Annotated in this window: 13 protein-coding genes and 1 tRNA gene; 8 read left to right on the top strand and 6 right to left on the bottom strand. The window is 70.8% G+C overall.

Annotated features, from left to right (window positions below; genetic code table 11):
• Window positions 1-110: 110 nt before the first annotated feature.
• On the bottom strand, window positions 111-1,376 hold the full coding sequence (locus ACYVJ3_RS07075) for a helix-turn-helix domain-containing protein (RefSeq protein WP_460851988.1): 1,266 nt from the start codon (window positions 1,374-1,376) through the stop codon (window positions 111-113).
• Between the two features lie 187 nt (window positions 1,377-1,563).
• On the opposite strand from ACYVJ3_RS07075, the gene ACYVJ3_RS07070 reads away from it, so the two are divergent.
• The 7 genes from ACYVJ3_RS07070 (at window position 1,564) to ACYVJ3_RS07040 (ending at window position 10,548) form a co-directional block, all read left to right on the top strand.
• The gene (locus ACYVJ3_RS07070; RefSeq protein WP_460851987.1) at window positions 1,564-3,036 is read left to right on the top strand and encodes a class I adenylate-forming enzyme family protein; all 1,473 of its coding nucleotides are present in this window, start codon (window positions 1,564-1,566) and stop codon (window positions 3,034-3,036) included.
• A gap of 5 nt (window positions 3,037-3,041) precedes the next feature.
• Window positions 3,042-4,808, top strand: a complete 1,767-nt coding sequence (locus ACYVJ3_RS07065; protein ID WP_460851986.1) for a DUF3556 domain-containing protein — start codon at window positions 3,042-3,044, stop codon at window positions 4,806-4,808.
• Complete coding sequence (locus ACYVJ3_RS07060) at window positions 4,805-6,235, top strand: phytoene desaturase family protein (RefSeq protein ID WP_460851985.1); 1,431 nt, start codon at window positions 4,805-4,807, stop codon at window positions 6,233-6,235. Before ACYVJ3_RS07065 ends, ACYVJ3_RS07060 begins: the two co-directional genes overlap by 4 nt.
• Before the next feature lies 1 nt (window position 6,236).
• On the top strand, window positions 6,237-7,583 hold the full coding sequence (locus ACYVJ3_RS07055) for a WS/DGAT/MGAT family O-acyltransferase (protein ID WP_460851983.1): 1,347 nt from the start codon (window positions 6,237-6,239) through the stop codon (window positions 7,581-7,583).
• Complete coding sequence (locus ACYVJ3_RS07050) at window positions 7,580-8,374, top strand: SDR family NAD(P)-dependent oxidoreductase (RefSeq protein ID WP_460851981.1); 795 nt, start codon at window positions 7,580-7,582, stop codon at window positions 8,372-8,374. Before ACYVJ3_RS07055 ends, ACYVJ3_RS07050 begins: the two co-directional genes overlap by 4 nt.
• A 21-nt stretch (window positions 8,375-8,395) precedes the next feature.
• On the top strand, window positions 8,396-9,178 hold the full coding sequence (locus tag ACYVJ3_RS07045) for an SDR family oxidoreductase (protein WP_460851980.1): 783 nt from the start codon (window positions 8,396-8,398) through the stop codon (window positions 9,176-9,178).
• A 104-nt stretch (window positions 9,179-9,282) separates the two neighbouring features.
• A complete protein-coding gene (locus tag ACYVJ3_RS07040; RefSeq protein ID WP_460851979.1) occupies window positions 9,283-10,548 on the top strand; it encodes a PucR family transcriptional regulator in 1,266 nt (421 codons plus the stop codon).
• A gap of 18 nt (window positions 10,549-10,566) precedes the next feature.
• Here the strand turns inward: ACYVJ3_RS07040 and ACYVJ3_RS07035 are convergent, their stop codons facing one another.
• The 4 genes from ACYVJ3_RS07035 to ACYVJ3_RS07020 all read right to left on the bottom strand — a co-directional run bounded on the left by ACYVJ3_RS07035 (window position 10,567) and on the right by ACYVJ3_RS07020 (window position 14,888).
• A complete protein-coding gene (locus ACYVJ3_RS07035) occupies window positions 10,567-11,586 on the bottom strand; it encodes an aromatic ring-hydroxylating dioxygenase subunit alpha (protein ID WP_460851976.1) in 1,020 nt (339 codons plus the stop codon).
• Window positions 11,583-13,988 (bottom strand): cytochrome P450, encoded by a 2,406-nt coding sequence (locus ACYVJ3_RS07030; RefSeq protein ID WP_460851975.1) that lies wholly within the window; start codon window positions 13,986-13,988, stop codon window positions 11,583-11,585. The genes ACYVJ3_RS07035 and ACYVJ3_RS07030 overlap by 4 nt, the downstream gene beginning before the upstream one ends.
• Before the next feature lie 277 nt (window positions 13,989-14,265).
• Window positions 14,266-14,354: transfer RNA gene (locus ACYVJ3_RS07025), tRNA-Leu, on the bottom strand.
• Between the two features lie 78 nt (window positions 14,355-14,432).
• A complete protein-coding gene (locus ACYVJ3_RS07020) occupies window positions 14,433-14,888 on the bottom strand; it encodes an HNH endonuclease (RefSeq protein WP_460851974.1) in 456 nt (151 codons plus the stop codon).
• Between the two features lie 65 nt (window positions 14,889-14,953).
• Here ACYVJ3_RS07020 and ACYVJ3_RS07015 point away from each other — a divergent pair, with 65 nt between their 5' ends.
• Window positions 14,954-15,553 carry a LysR substrate-binding domain-containing protein gene (locus ACYVJ3_RS07015; protein WP_460851972.1) on the top strand — a complete coding sequence of 200 codons (600 nt, stop codon included), beginning with the start codon at window positions 14,954-14,956 and terminating at the stop codon, window positions 15,551-15,553.
• A gap of 24 nt (window positions 15,554-15,577) precedes the next feature.
• Here the strand turns inward: ACYVJ3_RS07015 and ACYVJ3_RS07010 are convergent, their stop codons facing one another.
• On the bottom strand, window positions 15,578-16,132 hold the full coding sequence (locus ACYVJ3_RS07010) for a nucleosidase (RefSeq protein WP_460851971.1): 555 nt from the start codon (window positions 16,130-16,132) through the stop codon (window positions 15,578-15,580).
• Between the last annotated feature and the right edge of the window lie 49 nt (window positions 16,133-16,181).

Below are 16,181 nucleotides of genomic sequence, written 5' to 3'. Positions count from 1 at the left end.
TGCGGAGCGCCCATCCCACCAGCGCCCGGACCCGCGGCTCTTGGGCACAGCGGCCAAACTTCGCGGGGAGCCTTGTCGGACCGCACAGGCCGCGCAGCACCCTGCTCGGGTCAGTCCGACGCCGCCGCCAGGACCGAGGTGCCCAGCCACGCGCACGCGACCAGGGCCAGCTCGAGGTCCAGGCGCTCCTCGTCGATCGGGCGACCGCGCAGCTCGGCTGCGCGGCCTATCCGGTACTTGGCGGTGTTGGGGTGGATGTGGAGTGCGGCCGCCATGGCGGCGTACCCGCCGCCGAGCGAGAGGAAGACGAGCAGGGACTCACGGAAGCCGGCCGCCGTCTCGGTGTCCTCGGCGAGAGCGCCGAGCTGGTGACGGACCAGGTCGCGAGCGGCCGGTACGTCGCCGGCCAGCATCGCGGCGGCTCGCAGCTGCGGATGGGTCCACGCGATCACCGCGGGCGCTCGCTCGCGCGCGACGAGCGCGACTGTGCGGGCGGCGCCCGCCTGCTGGTGGGTACGCCGGAATCCGTCCACCCCGGCTGCGGCGGCACCGACCGTGACTCGGGTGCCGTCGGACCCGACGAGCGCCGCGACGGCGGCTTCGTCGATGACCACCCCGGGCACCCGGCCGAGCGGCAACCAGGCCCAACCCGTGGCCTGGTCCTGCGCGACGAACAACGGGGAGCCCGCCGCTCCGACGGACTGGCCGATCCTGCTCGCCAGTCGCTCCAGCTCGCCCAGGGTGTCGTCGTCGGCCCGCTGTCGCCACAGGATCAGGCCGAGGTGGTGTTGACGCAGCCGATACCCGAGCGCGGTCTCTGCCGCGACGACATCTGCGCGGGTGCCGGCCAGCAACTCCGCGAGTGCCGCCGCCCGTACGGCGCCGCGGTGGGACAGCCACCGGATCCGTTCCGCCTCGTAGGTCTGCACCAGCTGTTCGGAGATGGCGTCGACGTAGCCGAAGGACGTGGACACGAAGGCAGCGGACGCCCCGACCACGAGGTCCCGGTCGGACGCCACTTCGTCGATCCGGCGCAGCGCCCACTCCAACGCACCCGCCTGGCCGAGCCGGTAGGCGCGCAGCAGCGCGTTCGGTGTGATGCCGCGCTGGGCGAGGGTGCGGGCGTACTCGAGGGCGGCGGGTGGAGCCGCGATCTCGTCGACCGGGCCTCCGGCCGCGGCGGCTTGCACGAAGAGATCGAGGTTGCTGGCGATGCTGGCGAAGAGCAGGTCGAGCATGGCCGGGTCGCCGTCCAGCTCGGGGATGCCGCCTGCGAGCCGATCCTTGAGCGTGCCGGCCAGCTCGGAGCTCGCCCGACCCATGTCCCGGGCGACGGCGCGGGCGAGCGCGTCGAGAGCATCACGATCTGCAGCCATCGGTCTCCTTGGCCCTTGTCCACAAGCACGACGGACCGATCTGCCGCCGCTCCCCCAGCATCCTCGCCCCTGAGGCGGTCCGCTTGTCCCGGATCGACAAAGCGACCCGCCCTCGTTGGCGCCCTGGACAGTGCGGAGGGATTGCGCACGTTCGTACCGTGAGGCATCGCCCACGAGAGGACCCGAGATGACCGCCGGCTACCTGCCCTGGACCCGCCCCGCGTCGTACGACGACCGCCCCTGTGTCGGCGACGAGCGCCAGACACTGACCTACAGGCAGCTGGGTCAGCGGGTGGACGCCGCCGCTGAGCAGCTCGCCGAGCTCGGCGTCGGTCCCGGTTCGGTGATCGCGGTCAAGCTGCCCAACCGGGTCGAGACCCTGGTGGCCATCATGGCGGCCTGGCGCCTCGGCGCCGCGGCGACGCCGATGAACCCCACCTTCACCGCGGCCGAGGCGGCCCACCAGATCAGCGACTCGGGGTCGGTCGTCGTCGTCGCCGAGGACGGCGAGCGCCTCGAAGGCGTCACGGTCATCCCGGTCGGCGAGCTGCGCACCGAGCGCCGCGGCGCGGACCTTCCGACCGCCGTCACCGACGACGCCGACCTGGCGCTGCTCATCTACACCAGCGGCTCGACCGGCAAGCCCAAGGGCGTGATGCTCAGCCACGCGAACCTCCACGCCATGGTCGAGATGATGGGGGCCCAGATGGGCGTCGCCACCGACGACCACTGCCTGCTCGTGCTGCCGCTGTTCCATGCGAACGCCTTGCTCGTCAGCTGCCTGCTCCCGCTCAGCCGCGGAGCCCGGATCAGCCTGCTCGCCCGCTTCCACCCGGTCAGCTTCCTGGAGTCGATCGCGACCCTGCGGCCGACGTACTTCTCAGCCGTGCCGACGATCTACGCGCACCTGCTCGCCGCGGTGGACGCGGGTGTCCCGGCCGACACCTCGTCGGTCCGCGTCGCGATCTGTGGGGCGGCACCCGCCCCCGCTGGGCTGCTGCCCCGCGCCGAGGAGGTCTTCGGCTTCCCGATCGTGGAGGGCTACGGGCTGTCCGAGGGCACGTGCGCGTCGACGTGCAACCCGCCCGACGGTGTCCGCAAGCCTGGGACCGTGGGCGTCGCGCTGCCCGGCCAGACCGTCGCGATCATGGCTCCCGACGGCACGTTGCTACCGGCCGGCGAGCGCGGCGAGGTGGTGATCCAGGGCGCGAACGTCATGCAGGGCTACCTCGGCAACCCCGAGGCTACCGCCCAGACGCTCGGCGACGGGTGGCTGCACACCGGCGACGTCGGCATCCTCGACGAGGACGGCTACCTGCGCATCGTGGACCGGATCAAGGACATGATCATCCGCGGCGGGGAGAACATCTACCCCAAGGAGGTCGAGGCCGTCCTCGAGGCGCACCCCGACGTCACCGAGGCGGCCGTGGTCGGCAAGCCCGACCCGGCCTTGGGTGAGGTCGTCGCGGCGTTCGTCGCGCTGACCCCGTCGGCCACCGTCGACGAGGACGCCCTCAAGGCGCACTGCGCCGAGCAGCTCACCAAGATCAAGGTCCCCGTGTCGGTCACGATCCTCGACGCGCTGCCCAAGAACGCGGTAGGCAAGAACGACAAGCCCACCTTGCGCCGGCAGCTCGCCGACCAGACCCAGGGAGCGTGACCCCGATGCCGTCGTTCACCCAACCCACGTTGCCGCCCGTCGACCCGGCCGAGTTCCGCACCAAGCCGCTGAACGAGCGGATGAGGCTGCTCACCACGTTCTGGGCCGAGAACGGCTTCGGCAGCCCCTACATGCTGCACGCGATCTACATCGCGAAGTTCCTGCTGATGTCCTCGCTCGGCGGCCTGCTCGTGGTCACCCTGACGTCCCCGCACATCGGATCGATCCTCGATGTGTCCACCTGGTGGCACGAGCCGATCGTGTACCAGAAGCTGATCCTGTGGGTCGCCTTCCTCGAGGCCTTCGGGGTCGGCGGTGCCTGGGGCCCGCTGACCGGTCACTTCAAGCCGTTCTACGGCGGCGCTCGCTACTTCAGCCGCCCGGGCCTGCTGCGCATGGCACCGTGGCCGGACAAGGTCCCCTTCACCGGTGGCACCCGGCGTACGCCGTTCGACGCGGTCCTCTACCTCGCCTACCTGGCCAGCCTGGTCGTGGCCCTGGTCCTCCCCGGTGTCCAGTACGGCGACCCGCTGCCGCACGCCGCTGGCGGCGTGGTCGGGCACACCGCGATGATCGCGCCGATCGTGCTGTTCGTGCTGCTCGGGCTGCGCGACAAGGTCGTGTTCCTCTGCGGCCGGGGCGAGCAGTACCTGCCCGCCATGCTCTTCTTCGCGCTGCTCACGCCGCACGACATGCTGATCGCCGGCAAGCTGCTCATCGTCGTCGTGTGGGTCGGCGCGGGTTGGTCGAAGGTCGGCAAGCACTTCGAGAACGTCGTACCGGTCATGGTCTCGAACACGCCGTGGACGCAGAAGTTCGTGCGCCGCCTGCACTACCGCAGCTTCCCCGACGACCTGCGCCCCTCGAAGGTCGCGCTGTTCATGGCCCACGTCGGCGGCACCACTGCCGAGATCATCGTCCCGCTGATCCTGCTGTTCACCACCAGCTGGCAGATCACACTGGGCTGCGTCATCTTCATGGTCGTCTTCCACACGTTCATCACCTCGACATTCCCGCTGGCGGTGCCGCTGGAGTGGAACATCCTGTTCGGCTACATCGCGGTCGCGCTCTTCGCCGGCTACCCCAACAGCGACGGCTACTCGATCTACCACTTCAGCCACGGCTGGCTGCTCCCCGTGGTGGCGTTCGGCCTGCTCTTCTTCCCGGTGCTCGGCAACATCCGGCCCGACCTGGTCTCGTTCCTCCCCTCGATGCGGCAGTACGCCGGCAACTGGGCCTCGGCCGTCTGGACCTTCGCGCCCGGCGCCGATGAGAAGCTCAAGCGGGTCGGCATGCCGGTCGGGCTGCACCGTGAGCAGCTCGCGGACCTCGGCACACCCCCGGACGTCGCCAAGATGATGGTCGAGCTGTTCGTCGCCTGGCGTTCCATGCACAGCCAGGGCCGGGGTCTGATCTCGGTGCTGCGCAGCTACCTCGGCGACGACCTCGACGGACGCGACATATGGGAGGGCGAGACCGGCGCCAACGTGGTGCTCGGCTGGAACTTCGGCGACGGCCACATCCACGGCGTCCGCTTCCTCGAGGCGCTGCGCGAGAGCTGCGGCTTCGAGCCCGGCGAGTTCGTGGTGGCGTGGGTGGAGTCCGAGCCGTTCGGCCGGGGCAAGCAGGACTGGTTCGTCTTCGACGGCGCCCTGGGCGTCGTCCGACGCGGCACCTGGAAGGTCGCCGACTGCGTGGCCGAGCAGCCCTGGCTGCCCAACGGCCCGATCCCGCTGGAAGTCACCTGGTCCGCGGCCGGGGCCACGTCGTGACCACGGCGGTCGTCGTCGGGAGCGGGCCGAACGGGCTCGCCGCGGCCGCCGCCCTCGCCCGCGCAGGCGTGACCGTGACGGTGCTGGAGGCCGCCGACGAGATCGGCGGCGGCACCCGCACCGGGGAGGCGATCGTCCCCGGGCTGCTGCACGACCACTGCGCGGCGGTCCACCCGATGGCGGTCGGCTCGCGGTTCCTGGCCGACCTCGGGCTCGCCGAGCACGGCCTGGAATGGGCGTGGCCGGAGGTCGACTGCGCGCACCCCCTCGACGACGGCACGGCCGGCACGCTGCTGCGGTCGGTGGCGGAGACCGCCGCCGGCCTCCCCGATGGCGACGGGCGGCGCTGGCAGCGGCTGTTCGCCGGCCCCGCCTCGTCGTACGACGCGCTCAGCGAGGACATCCTGCAGCCACTGCTCCGGGTCCCGTCGCACCCGCTGCGACTGGCGCGGTTCGGCGCGCCGACGGTGCTCCCCGCCGAGACCCTGGCCCGCTGGTTCCGCAGCGAGCAGGCACGCGCCCTGTTCGGCGGGGTGGCCGCGCACGGCTTCCAGGCGCTGTCGCGCCCGCTCAGCTCGGCGATCGGGCTGGGCATCCTCACCGCCGGCCACCGGCACGGCTGGGCTGTCGCGAAGGGCGGTTCCCGTGCCATCACCGACGCCATGGCGGCGGTCCTGGTCGCCCATGGCGGGAAGATCGAGACCGGCATCCGGATCACGGCGGCTACCCAGCTGCCGACGTCCGACGTCGTGCTCTACGACCTCGACCCGCACCAGGTCGCGGAGATCCTCGGCGATCTCCTCCCCCGACGCGCGGCGCGCGGCTACCGGCGGTTCCGGTTCGGGCCTGCCGCGTTCAAGGTCGACTTCGCGATCCGCGAGGGCGTGCCGTGGACGGCCGAGTCCGCCCGGCGGGCCGGGACCGTGCACCTCGGCGGGCCGTTCGCCGAGCTCGCCGCGGCCGAGCGGGACGTCTGGCAGGGCCGGATGCCCGAGCGTCCGTTCGTGCTCGTCGGCCAGCAGTACCTCGCCGATCCCTCGCGGTCGGTCGGCGACGTGCACCCGCTGTACTCCTACGCCCACGTCCCGCACGGCTACGACGGCGACGGCGACGCGACCCAGGCGATCATCGACCAGATCGAGCGGTTCGCCCCGGGCTTCCGCGACCGGATCGTCGGCTACGAGGTGCGCTCCCCCACGGGCTTCGCGTCGTACGACGCCAACTTCGTGGGCGGCGACATCCTCACCGGCGCCAAGACCATCCCCCAGCTCGCGCTCGGACCACGTCCCTCGCTCACGCCGTACGACGTCGGCATCCCCGGCCACTTCATCTGCTCGGCCGCCACCCCGCCCGGCCCGGGCGCCCACGGGATGTGTGGCGCCAACGCCGCCCGTCGCGCCCTGCGCCACCTGGAAAGGACCGCCTGACATGGCCAACCATCGCCGGCTCTCCGTGCTCGACTCGACCTTCCTGCGGATCGAGACCCCCGACACCCCCATGCACGTCGGCGCGCTGATGGAGTTCGCGATCCCCGACGGCGCACCCGCGACATTCGTGGCCGACATCGTGGCCCGGATGCGCGAGCCGCAGCCGCTGCGGCGACCGTTCAACCAGCTGCTGACGCACGGACCGACCTCGGTGCTCGCGCCCGCCGCGGCGACGGTCGAGACGATCGACATGGAGTACCACGTCCGGCACTCCGCCCTTCCCGCGCCGGGCAGCGAGCGCGAGCTCGGCGACCTGGTCTCGCACCTGCACAGCACCCTGCTCGACCGCACCCGCCCCATGTGGACCAGCCATGTCATCGAGGGGCTCGAGGGCAACCGGTTCGCGATCTACATGAAGATGCACCACTCGCTGACCGATGGGATCAACGGCATCCGGGTCGCGACCGACCAGCTGGCCCGCAGCGTCGACGGCGACTGGCAGCCGCCCTGGCAGGCGCCGACCGAGCCGCGGGCCCGCCGGGCGAAGCGCGAGGGCGGCAAGGGCCTGGCCCCGCACCGCGCGCTCACCTCGCTCGCCCGCGGTTTCGTCGGCCTCCGCGGTGGTGGCGAGCCGGTGCGGCTGCCGTTCCAGGCACCTCGCTCGGCCCTCAACCTGCGCGTCACCAACGCCCGCCGGGTCGCGACCCAGCAGCTCGGCATGGAGCGGATGCAGGCGATCGGACGGCGTACCTCCACCTCGCTCAACGACGTCTTCGTCGCGCTGTGCGGCGACGCCCTGCGCCGCTACCTCGGCGACCTCGGCCAGCTCCCGGAGCGCACCCTGATCGCGGGCGTGCCGGTGAGCCTGCGGTCCGAGGGCGACGACGGCGGCAACGCGGTGGGCTACCTGTGGGCCGACCTCGGCACCGACACCGACGACCCGCTCGAGCGTCTGGAGGCGGTACGCCGCTCGATGGCCGCCGCCAAGGCCCACCTGCAGCGGATGCCGTCGCAGGTACGGCCGACGTTCACGCTGCTCACGATGTCGCTGCCGGTGCTGGCGGTGCTGAGCGGGCAGAGCCCGAAGCTGCCGCGTCCTCCCATGAACGTGACCGTCTCCAACGTCCCCGGGCCGCGCGAGACGCTCTACCTCGCCGGCGCCGAGATGCTCACCTGCTACCCGATCTCCCTGGTCTTCCAGGGGATGGGCCTCAACATCACCTCGGTCAGCTACCGCGGCGCGTTCAACGTCGGCGTGGTCGGCAGCCGCGACACACTGCCGTCGCTGCAGAAGATCGCGGTCCACCTGGGCGAGGCCCTGACCCGCCTCGAGGAGGCGAGCTCGTGAGCACGACCACCGCCGTGGTGACCGGTGCCGGGCGCGGCATCGGTCTCGCGGTCGCCCACCGGCTCGCGGATCGCGGCCACCGGGTGCTGGTCACCGATGTCGACAGCGACGCGGCCGCCGAGGCCGCGGAGGCGATCGGGCGCGGCGCATGGTCACTCGCACAGGACGTCCGGGACGCCGCGTCGCACGACGAGGTCGCCGCGGCCGCTCGCGCACACGGGCGGCTCGCGGTGTGGGTGAACAACGCCGGCGTGCTCGAGGCGGGCGACGCCTGGTCCCTCGACGACACGGCGATCACCCGGCTGCTCGACATCAACCTGCGCGGTGCGGTCTCCGGCTGCAACGCCGCGGTCCGGGCGATGCGCGACGGTGGCGGCGCGATCCTCAACATCGCCTCGATCTCCGCCCTCACGCCCGTTCCGGGACTGGCTCTGTACGCCGCGAGCAAGGCCGCCGTCCTCTCGTACACGACCTCGCTGCAGGGCGACCTCGACCACGCCGGCATCCCCATCCGCGCCCGCGCCCTGTGCCCGGACGTCGTCGAGACCCGGATGGTCACCGAGCGCAGCCAGGACCCGGGCGCGGCGATGCTGTTCTCCGGCCCCGCACCGCTCTCGCCCGACGACGTGGCCCGCGCGGGGCTGGACCTGATCGACAGCCGTCAGGTCTTCCGCGTCGTTCCGCGCTGGCGCGGCGTCATCGCCCGCTCCGCCGGGGTCGCTCCGGCGCTCGGCCTCCCCACCACGGCCCTGATGCGTCGCATCGGCGACCGGCGCCAACAGCACTCCTGACTCGGACACCTGGAGGTTCCCATGAAGACCGTCGCCATCACCGGTGCGACCGCGGGCATCGGGCGCGCCACCGCCCTGCGCTTCGACAAGGCCGGCTACCGCGTCGCCGCCTATGGCCGCAACCCGGCCGCGCTGGACTCACTGCGCGAGGAGCTCGGCCCCGATGCGGTCGTCGCCCCCCTGGACGTGGTCGATGCGGACGCCTGGCGCACCCGGATGACGGAGCTCGGGGGGATGACAGGTGGCCGTCTCGACGTACTCGTCAACAATGCGGGGATCCTCGCATCGGGGCCGTTCGCCGAGATCCCGCTCGAAGAGCAGCAGCAGATCCTGTCGATCAACGTGGGCGGCATGCTCAACGGCTGTCACGTCGCCTATCCCTTGCTCAAGGCCACGCCGGGAGCGTCGGTGATCAACCTGTCATCAGCGTCGGCGATCTACGGCCAGCCCGAGCTGGCGACGTACTCCGCCACCAAGTTCGCAATCCGCGGCCTCACCGAGGCGCTCGAGCTCGAGTGGGCGCCCGACGACATCACTGTCTCGGCGATCTGGCCGCTGTTCGTCGACACCGGCATGGTGCAGGGCGTCGACACGGCCAGCACCCGCAGCCTCGGCGTGTCCCTGACGGCCGACGACGTCGCCGACACCATCCTTGCGGTCGCGCGCGGCAGGCAGCGGCTTCCGCACAGCGTCCACCACGCCGTCGGTCGGCAGGCCAAGGGTCTGATGGCGCTCTCGGGTGTCGCGCCGGGGTGGTTCATGCGCGAGGTCAACCGCCATGTCACCCGCTCGGCAGGACACTGAGCGGCGAGCGGCGAGCGACGCCGGCCCGACCGTGGGTTGCGCTAGTTTGGCCGAAAGGTTCCAACATGTTGGCTGTCGGTGCGTCCGACGGGAGAGTGGGTGTCGTGGCGGTCGGTCCAACACCGCACGGACTGGCCGATTGGCTGCCCGGGTTCGTGGCGAACGAGGCCCGTCCGGAGATGGTCGACGCATGGGCGGAACGCACCACGCTGGCGATCCAGGCCGAGGTGCCGGAGATCGCGCGGTTCGACGGTCTGCTCGCCGAGATCCGCGATGCCGTGGGCGAGCACTGGCTGGCCTTCTTGTCCGCGTTCCCGCAGCCTGACTTCAGCTTCCACATGGTCCCGGGAGCGGCGGAGCTGGCGGCCGAGGTCGCCCGGCTCCAGATCCCGCTCGAGACCCTGATCCGGTTCTACCGAGTAGCGCAGCTGACCACCTGGAACTACATCACCGGACTCCTCAGCACGATCCCCGCCGAGCGGATCGACCACGCCGCCGTGCTCATCTACTTCTGGAACAGAGCGAGCAGCTGGATCGACCGCTCGATCACGGTCTCGGTCGACATCTACCAGGCCGAGCGGACCAAGCTCGTCGCAGGTGTCGACGCCCAACGCTTCGAGACGATCCAAGCCGTCCTCGCCGGCCAGATGGACGACGTACGCCGGATCTCGTCGGCCCTCGGCGGCTACCCGATCTCCGCGCACCACACCGCGATGGTGCTTGCGTGCGACGACGATGACGCCATCGCGCGACTCGAGCAGGTCGGCCTGGATCTCGCCCGCAGCGTCGGTTCGGGCAATCCCTTGCTGGTCCGTCCCGGCGGCCGGCGGCTGTGGGTGTGGATCGCGACCCGCGACCCCATCAGCACCGACACGCTCGTCGAGGCATTCCAGAACGGGGACCGCGGCGCCACCGTCGTAGGTGTCGGCACACCCGCGCACGGTGTCCATGGCTTCGCCGACAGTCACACCGAGGCGCTCGGCGCGCTGCAGGTGATCGGGACTCGGACGACCGCGCGCATCAACGTGTACGCCGATGTGGAGCTGCTCGTCCTGCTCGGCTGCAACCCCGGGGTGGATCGATTCGTGGCCCGCATCCTCGGCGACCTGGCCGGTGAGGAGGAGAGCGCGCAGCGGATCCGAGAGACCCTCGACGCCTATCTGAGCAGCGGCGGCAACGTCGACGAGTCCTCACGCCGCCTGATGGTGCACCGCAACACGATCCGCTACCGGCTCGGTCAGGCCGAGGAGCTCCTCGGTCGCCCGGTCGGCAAGATCAGCACCGAGATCTCGCTGGCCCTGCGCCACCTGAGCGCCTTCCACCCCGAGGGCTCGTTGGCGCGGGATGAGCACAGGAGCAGCCGGAAGTAGCTCGGCCTGGGACCACCCTCAGCGCGCCCGCTCGTCCTCCACCATCGAGGTCAGGATACGACGGGCCCGGAGGGCTGCGCGGTCGGCCTTGACGTTGAAGTAGCGCCGCGGCGTCGTGTCCTCGTCGAGGCAGCGCTGCACGGTCTCGAGCACGGCGATGTCGCGGTCGGCCATCTCGTGGAAGACGGCGGCCAGCGCCCCGCCGGCATCGGGCGAGACCGCCGTGCCGCGCCACGAGATCTGCAGGAAGACATGGGTGGCCCCGGCCGACTCGGGCGTGAAGCCGTGGGTCCGCACGAGCTCGAGCTCCGGACCGTCGGGTCCGGTGATGGTGTAGGTCTGCTTGTGCAGACCCGGGGTCACGAAGGTTCCGGTCTCCTGACGGCCGAACGCCTCGCTGCTGTCGAGGCCGGAGACCTGGGCCTCCCACGGCGCCAGCGGCGCCTTGGGCAGCTCGCGCTTGTACGACACAGAGACCTCCGACACCTCCACCTCCTCCAACGGCGGCAGCGCCTCGATGCCCGGGGGCACCAACTCGGGGTGCATCTCGAACACGCTGGTCAGGTCGAGGTAGTGCTCGTGCAGCAGCATCAGGTTGGCGGCCACGGTGCGCTGCTCGCCCACGCTGCTCCAGCCGTCACCGTGGAGCCAGGGTGTCGCCGGGGGCGGACGCAGCCGCTCACCACCGGGCGTACCCGTCCACACCCAGACGAACGGACCTCGCTCGACGGCGGCGAATGCACGCACCTGGGCGCCTGAAGGGACCGCGTCCTGGGAGGGAACCCGCACGCAGCGGCCCGTCGCGTCGTAGGTGCAGCCGTGGTAGCCGCACACGACGAGGTCGCCCTCGCGGTGGCCGGCGGACAACGGGTAGGGCCGGTGCGCACAGCGGTCCTCGATCGCGGCGACCGAGCCGTCCGCGAGGCGGTAGGCCAGGATGTCTGCATCGAGGATCCGGCGGGTCAGGAAGCCGTCGCCGACCTCGTCCAGCTCGTCGCCGGTGGCGGCGACGTACCAGCAGTTCCGTGGATGCCTCATACGTCCAGCACCAGCCTCTTGGAGAGTGAGCGGGAGACGCAGAGCATGATCGTGTCGCCACGCTCGCGCTCCGCCTTGGACAGGATCGAGTCGCGGTGGTCGGGTGTGCCCTCGACCACGTCGACCTCGCAGGTGCCGCAGATGCCCTCCATGCAGGAGCCCAGCACGTCGACGCCGGCCTGCTCGACCGCCTCGAAGATCGACGTGCCTTCAGGCACCGTCACGGCCACGCCCGAGCGCGAGCACTCGACCTCGAACGAGTCGAGCGCATCCTGGGACGCCTCGACCTTCCTCGCAGCGAACCGTTCGAGGTGCAGGCTGCCCTCGGGCCATGCCGCGCACCCGTCCTCGACCGCGTCGAGAAGCGGGCCGGGGCCGCAGCAGTACACCAGGGTGTCAGCTCGGGGGGTGCCGAGCACCGCGGCCAGGTCGAGCAGACCGTTCTCGTCCTGGGGCCACACCGTCACCCGCTCGTCGCCCTCGAGCCTGTCGAGGAACGCCATCGACGCACGCGACCGACCGCCGTACAGCAGGTTCCACTCGGCGCCGCGCGCCTCGGCCGCCTCGATCATCGCCAGGATCGGGGTGATCCCGATGCCCCCGGCGATGAACTGGTAGCGCGGCGACGCGACGAGCGGGAAGTGGTTGCGCGGGCCTCGGACCCGGACCGTCGCGCCCTCAGCCAGCTTCTCGTGGACGTACGCCGAACCGCCCCGGCTGCTCGGGTCGCGCAGGACACCGACCCTCCACGACGACTCCTCGCCGGCCGGGCCGCACAGCGAGTACTGCCGGGTCAGCGACGGGCTGAGAACAAGGTCGATGTGGGCGCCGGCGGTCCAGGACGGGAGCGGTGCGCCGGTCGGGTCGGCGAGGGTGAGCTCGACGATCCCGTCAGCCACCTCGCGACGATCCGCGACCTGCAGGTCGAGCTCGGTCTCGGTCGTGGTCACGACCCAGCCCTCGCGCGACCGGGCCGTCGCCGGTTGGGGAGCCGCGACCTTCCGGGCACGCGGTAGTGGCTCCTGCCCGATCGGCGTGAGCCTCACCATCATCTTGGTGTAGCCCCGGACGAAGTTCGACTGCAGGTACGCCGGCTCCTCGACCACCTCGATGTCCGAGAACCTCGCCAGCAGCTCCTCCCAGAGGATCCGCAGCTGCATCTCGGCCACCCGGCTGCCCATGCAGCGGTGGACGCCGATGCCGAAGGAGAGGTGGTGGCGGGCGTTGTGTCGGTCGATGACGAAGTCGTCGGGGTTCTCGAAGGTGCGTTCGTCCCGATTGGCCGAGGCGTACCACATGACGACCTTGTCGCCCTTGCGGATGAACTGGCCGTTCAGGACGGTGTCCTTCGTGGCGATCCGCCGCATGTACGCCAGCGGCGTCTGCCAGCGGATGATCTCCTGGACGAGCTTCGGGATGAGCTCCGGGTTCGCCTTGAGACGATCGAACTCATCGGGGAACTGGTTGAGGGCGTACACCCCGCCGGACATCGAGTTGCGGGTGGTGTCGTTGCCGCCCACGACGAGCAGGATGAGGTTGCCGAGGAACTCCATCGGCCGGTTGATCAGGTCCTTGGTGTCCTCGGACATCTGCATCAGCGTGATCAGGTCGTAGCCGGGCTTCTCCCCCGCCGCGCGGCGGGCAGCCTTGTCGTGCCACAGAGCGCTGAAGCTCTTCGCCATGTCGGCGACGCCGGTGTACAGCTCATCCATGTCGACGGCGCCGCCGGTGGCTCCGGCGCTGGCGCCCGCGAGCTCGGTCCAGTAGACGAGCTTGCGGCGCTCTTCGTAGGGGAAGTCGAGCAGGGTGGCGAGCATTCGCGAGGTCAGCTCGATGCTGACCTTGTCGACCCAGTCGAACGGCTCGTCGACCGGCAGGCTGTCGAGGACCTCCTGGACACGGGAGCGGATGAGACCCTCCATCTCCTCAAGGTTCTGGGGAGCCACGACACCCTGGACGGCTCCGCGCTGCTGGTCGTGCCTGGGCGGGTCCATCGCGATGAACATCTCGATGTCCAGGCCCTCCGGCGGCGTGCCGATGACGATCTGCGGCTCGGCCGAGAAGGTCTCGAAGTCCTTGTCGACGGTGATGATGTCGTCGTACCGAGTGATCGACCAGTACGGCCCGAAGGCGCTGTCGCCCCGGTAGTGGACCGGCGCCTCGTCCCTCAGGCGCTTGAAGTACGACCGCCACTGCCCCTGGCCGTACAGGAACGGGTTGCTCACATCGATCTCGGTCAACTCGAGCTCGTCGACGTCGGGGATCTGCTCCTCGACGAAGACCGGTTGCCGGTCACCGACCACCCGCCGCTTCGCCTTCTGAAACAGATGCAGCCCCTGGACCTGCCGCTCCATCGGGATCGTGGCCTGCGCCTTGGTGAGGACCCGGTCGAGAACGCTCATGTGCAACCGCCTTGGTGAAGAGGATGATTCATTTTCTCCCCGCACGACATGCCGGGTCCTCGTGTTTCCTGGCAAGCATCGCGTCCAGGTTTGGACCGACGCACAAGCGGTCTTGCGCCCGAACCATGGGCGCAGCCAGGTAGGCCTCAGCAGCGCCCTGCGGCGATCCTCCGACAACCAGGTGCGGTCGATGCGACCGCGCGCTCCGCCGCGCTCCCTGCGGCGGAAAGCACTGTGGCCCCCGCTGCGTCTCCGCAGGTCAGGGGCCACTTCGCGTTGGTGTCCGAGGGGGGACTTGAACCCCCACGACCGATAAAGGTCACTAGCACCTCAAGCTAGCGCGTCTGCCAATTCCGCCACCCGGACGAGTGCGTGAGAACAGTAGCAACAGCGGCCCCAGGGGCGCACATCGGGGCGGCACCTGGGACGACGACCACGACGGCCTCAGCGCGGCCAGCCGGTGACCTGCGCCCGGGTCGGCTCCCAAGGGGTGAATCGGAGCGCCATGCCGGCCTCCGCCGGCGTGCGATCGGCCTTGCGGTTGTTGCAGCGGCTGCACGCGGCGACGGTGTTCAACCACGACCAGGTCCCGCCCCGTGAGCGTGGCACCAGGTGGTCGACGGTGTCGGCACGCTCGCCGCAGTAGGCACATCGATGTCGGTCCCGGCGGAGCACCGCGTCGCGCCCGTACGCCGCGGGGCGGTACATCCAGCTCGCGACGACGTACCGCACCAGGCGGACGACCTTGGGCCACGGGTGGGGGCCGATCGACCGCTGGTCGTCGGCCTCGTGGACGACCGCGACCCCTCGGAAGAGCATCCGCACGGCGTGCTGGAAGGAGACGACGTCGTGCGGCTCGCAGGACGCGTTGAGGATCACCACGGGGCCATAGGCAGCCATGCGACAGGCCCCCTTCCGCGAGCCGGTTCGAAACCTCTCCCCTCCAGTGTGAATACTCGGTCGACGTGCAGCAACTGCGAATTGCGTTCGTCCCCGGTGTCACCCCCGACAAGTGGTTCCGGGTCTGGCGTGAACGCCACCCGAAGATCGCGCTGCAGGTCGTCCCGCTCGCGGACGACTCCACCGGCCGCGCCTGCCTCGACGACGACACCGCCGACCTGCTGCTGGGTCGGCTGCCGATCGACGTGGAGCAGCCCAGCCCGCTGCACTGCGTGCGCCTGTACGACGAGCTGCCCGTCGTCGTCGCCTCCGTGGACCACTGGGTGGCGGCCGCGGACGAGGACGCCGAGATCCCGCTCGCGGACCTGGCCGGCGAGCAGCTCGCACTCCCCCACGCCTCGGGCTGGACGCCGGACACCGAGCAGCTGTCCTTCCCGCCGATGAGCGTCAAGGACGCCGTCGAGGTCGCCGCCTCCGGCAGCGCCGTCGTCATCGTGCCGATGTCACTGGCTCGGCTGCACCACCGCAAGGACGCCGTGCACCGGGTCGTCTCGGGTCTCGAGCCGACCTCGATCGCGCTGCTGTGGCGACGTGACGCCGACTCCCCCGTCCACCAGGACTTCGTGGGCGTCACGCGCGGGCGCGGGTCGCGCAGCTCGCGCTAGCCGGTCTCGATACGCCGCTCGCGGCTACTCGACCAACGAGGTGGACACCCAGTCACCGAGCTCGCGGGCACAGTGGTCCACGACCTCGTTCCAGTCGCGGGCCGACTCGTCGGCGGCGTCGGAGACGTACTTCACCATCCGCACCGGTACGCCGAACTCCGCGGCGACGTACGCGACGGCGTACCCCTCCATGTCGACCAGCTGCGCCCGGAGCGCGAGCGCGTCGCGAAGGACGGGGTCGGTGACGAAGACGTCGCCGCTCGCGAGCACGGTCGGCCCGGACCCGATCGTCAGCGACTCGCGCGGGTCGTATCCGAGCGCCCGGATGGCGTCGGCGTTGATCTCGTGGTTGAGCACGGTCCCGATCTCGTGGAGTCCCGACAGGTGCGGGAGCAGCGCACCGGCCGTACCGATGTTCACGACCTGGAGCGACGCCAGGGCACCGTCCGAGAGGCCCGCGAGGTGGCGGGCCAGCGACGCGGCCGCGGCCGTCTTGCCCATGCCCGTGATCAGCACGTCCGCGCCGGAGGGCAGATGGCGGGCTTCGGCCTCGGTCGCGGCGACCAGCAAGGAGTGCACGGCCGGAGGCTACCGAAGCGTGGTGCCGGTGTGACAGTTGTTACGCGGA

It is taken from the genome of Nocardioides montaniterrae, assembly GCF_054782655.1.
Note: the sequence above shows the minus strand (reverse complement) of the source record. Positions and strands in the feature narration are given on the sequence as shown.

Bases quoted from the DNA above. Each gene is read 5' to 3' on its own strand.
- ACYVJ3_RS07075 (WP_460851988.1), bottom strand. From the start codon at position 1,376: ATGGCTGCAGATCGTGATGCTCTCGACGCGCTCGCCCGCGCCGTCGCC.
- ACYVJ3_RS07070 (WP_460851987.1), top strand. From the start codon at position 1,564: ATGACCGCCGGCTACCTGCCCTGGACCCGCCCCGCGTCGTACGACGAC.
- ACYVJ3_RS07065 (WP_460851986.1), top strand. From the start codon at position 3,042: ATGCCGTCGTTCACCCAACCCACGTTGCCGCCCGTCGACCCGGCCGAG.
- ACYVJ3_RS07055 (WP_460851983.1), top strand. From the start codon at position 6,237: ATGGCCAACCATCGCCGGCTCTCCGTGCTCGACTCGACCTTCCTGCGG.
- ACYVJ3_RS07045 (WP_460851980.1), top strand. From the start codon at position 8,396: ATGAAGACCGTCGCCATCACCGGTGCGACCGCGGGCATCGGGCGCGCC.
- ACYVJ3_RS07035 (WP_460851976.1), bottom strand. From the start codon at position 11,586: ATGAGGCATCCACGGAACTGCTGGTACGTCGCCGCCACCGGCGACGAG.
- ACYVJ3_RS07030 (WP_460851975.1), bottom strand. From the start codon at position 13,988: ATGAGCGTTCTCGACCGGGTCCTCACCAAGGCGCAGGCCACGATCCCG.
- ACYVJ3_RS07020 (WP_460851974.1), bottom strand. From the start codon at position 14,888: ATGGCTGCCTATGGCCCCGTGGTGATCCTCAACGCGTCCTGCGAGCCG.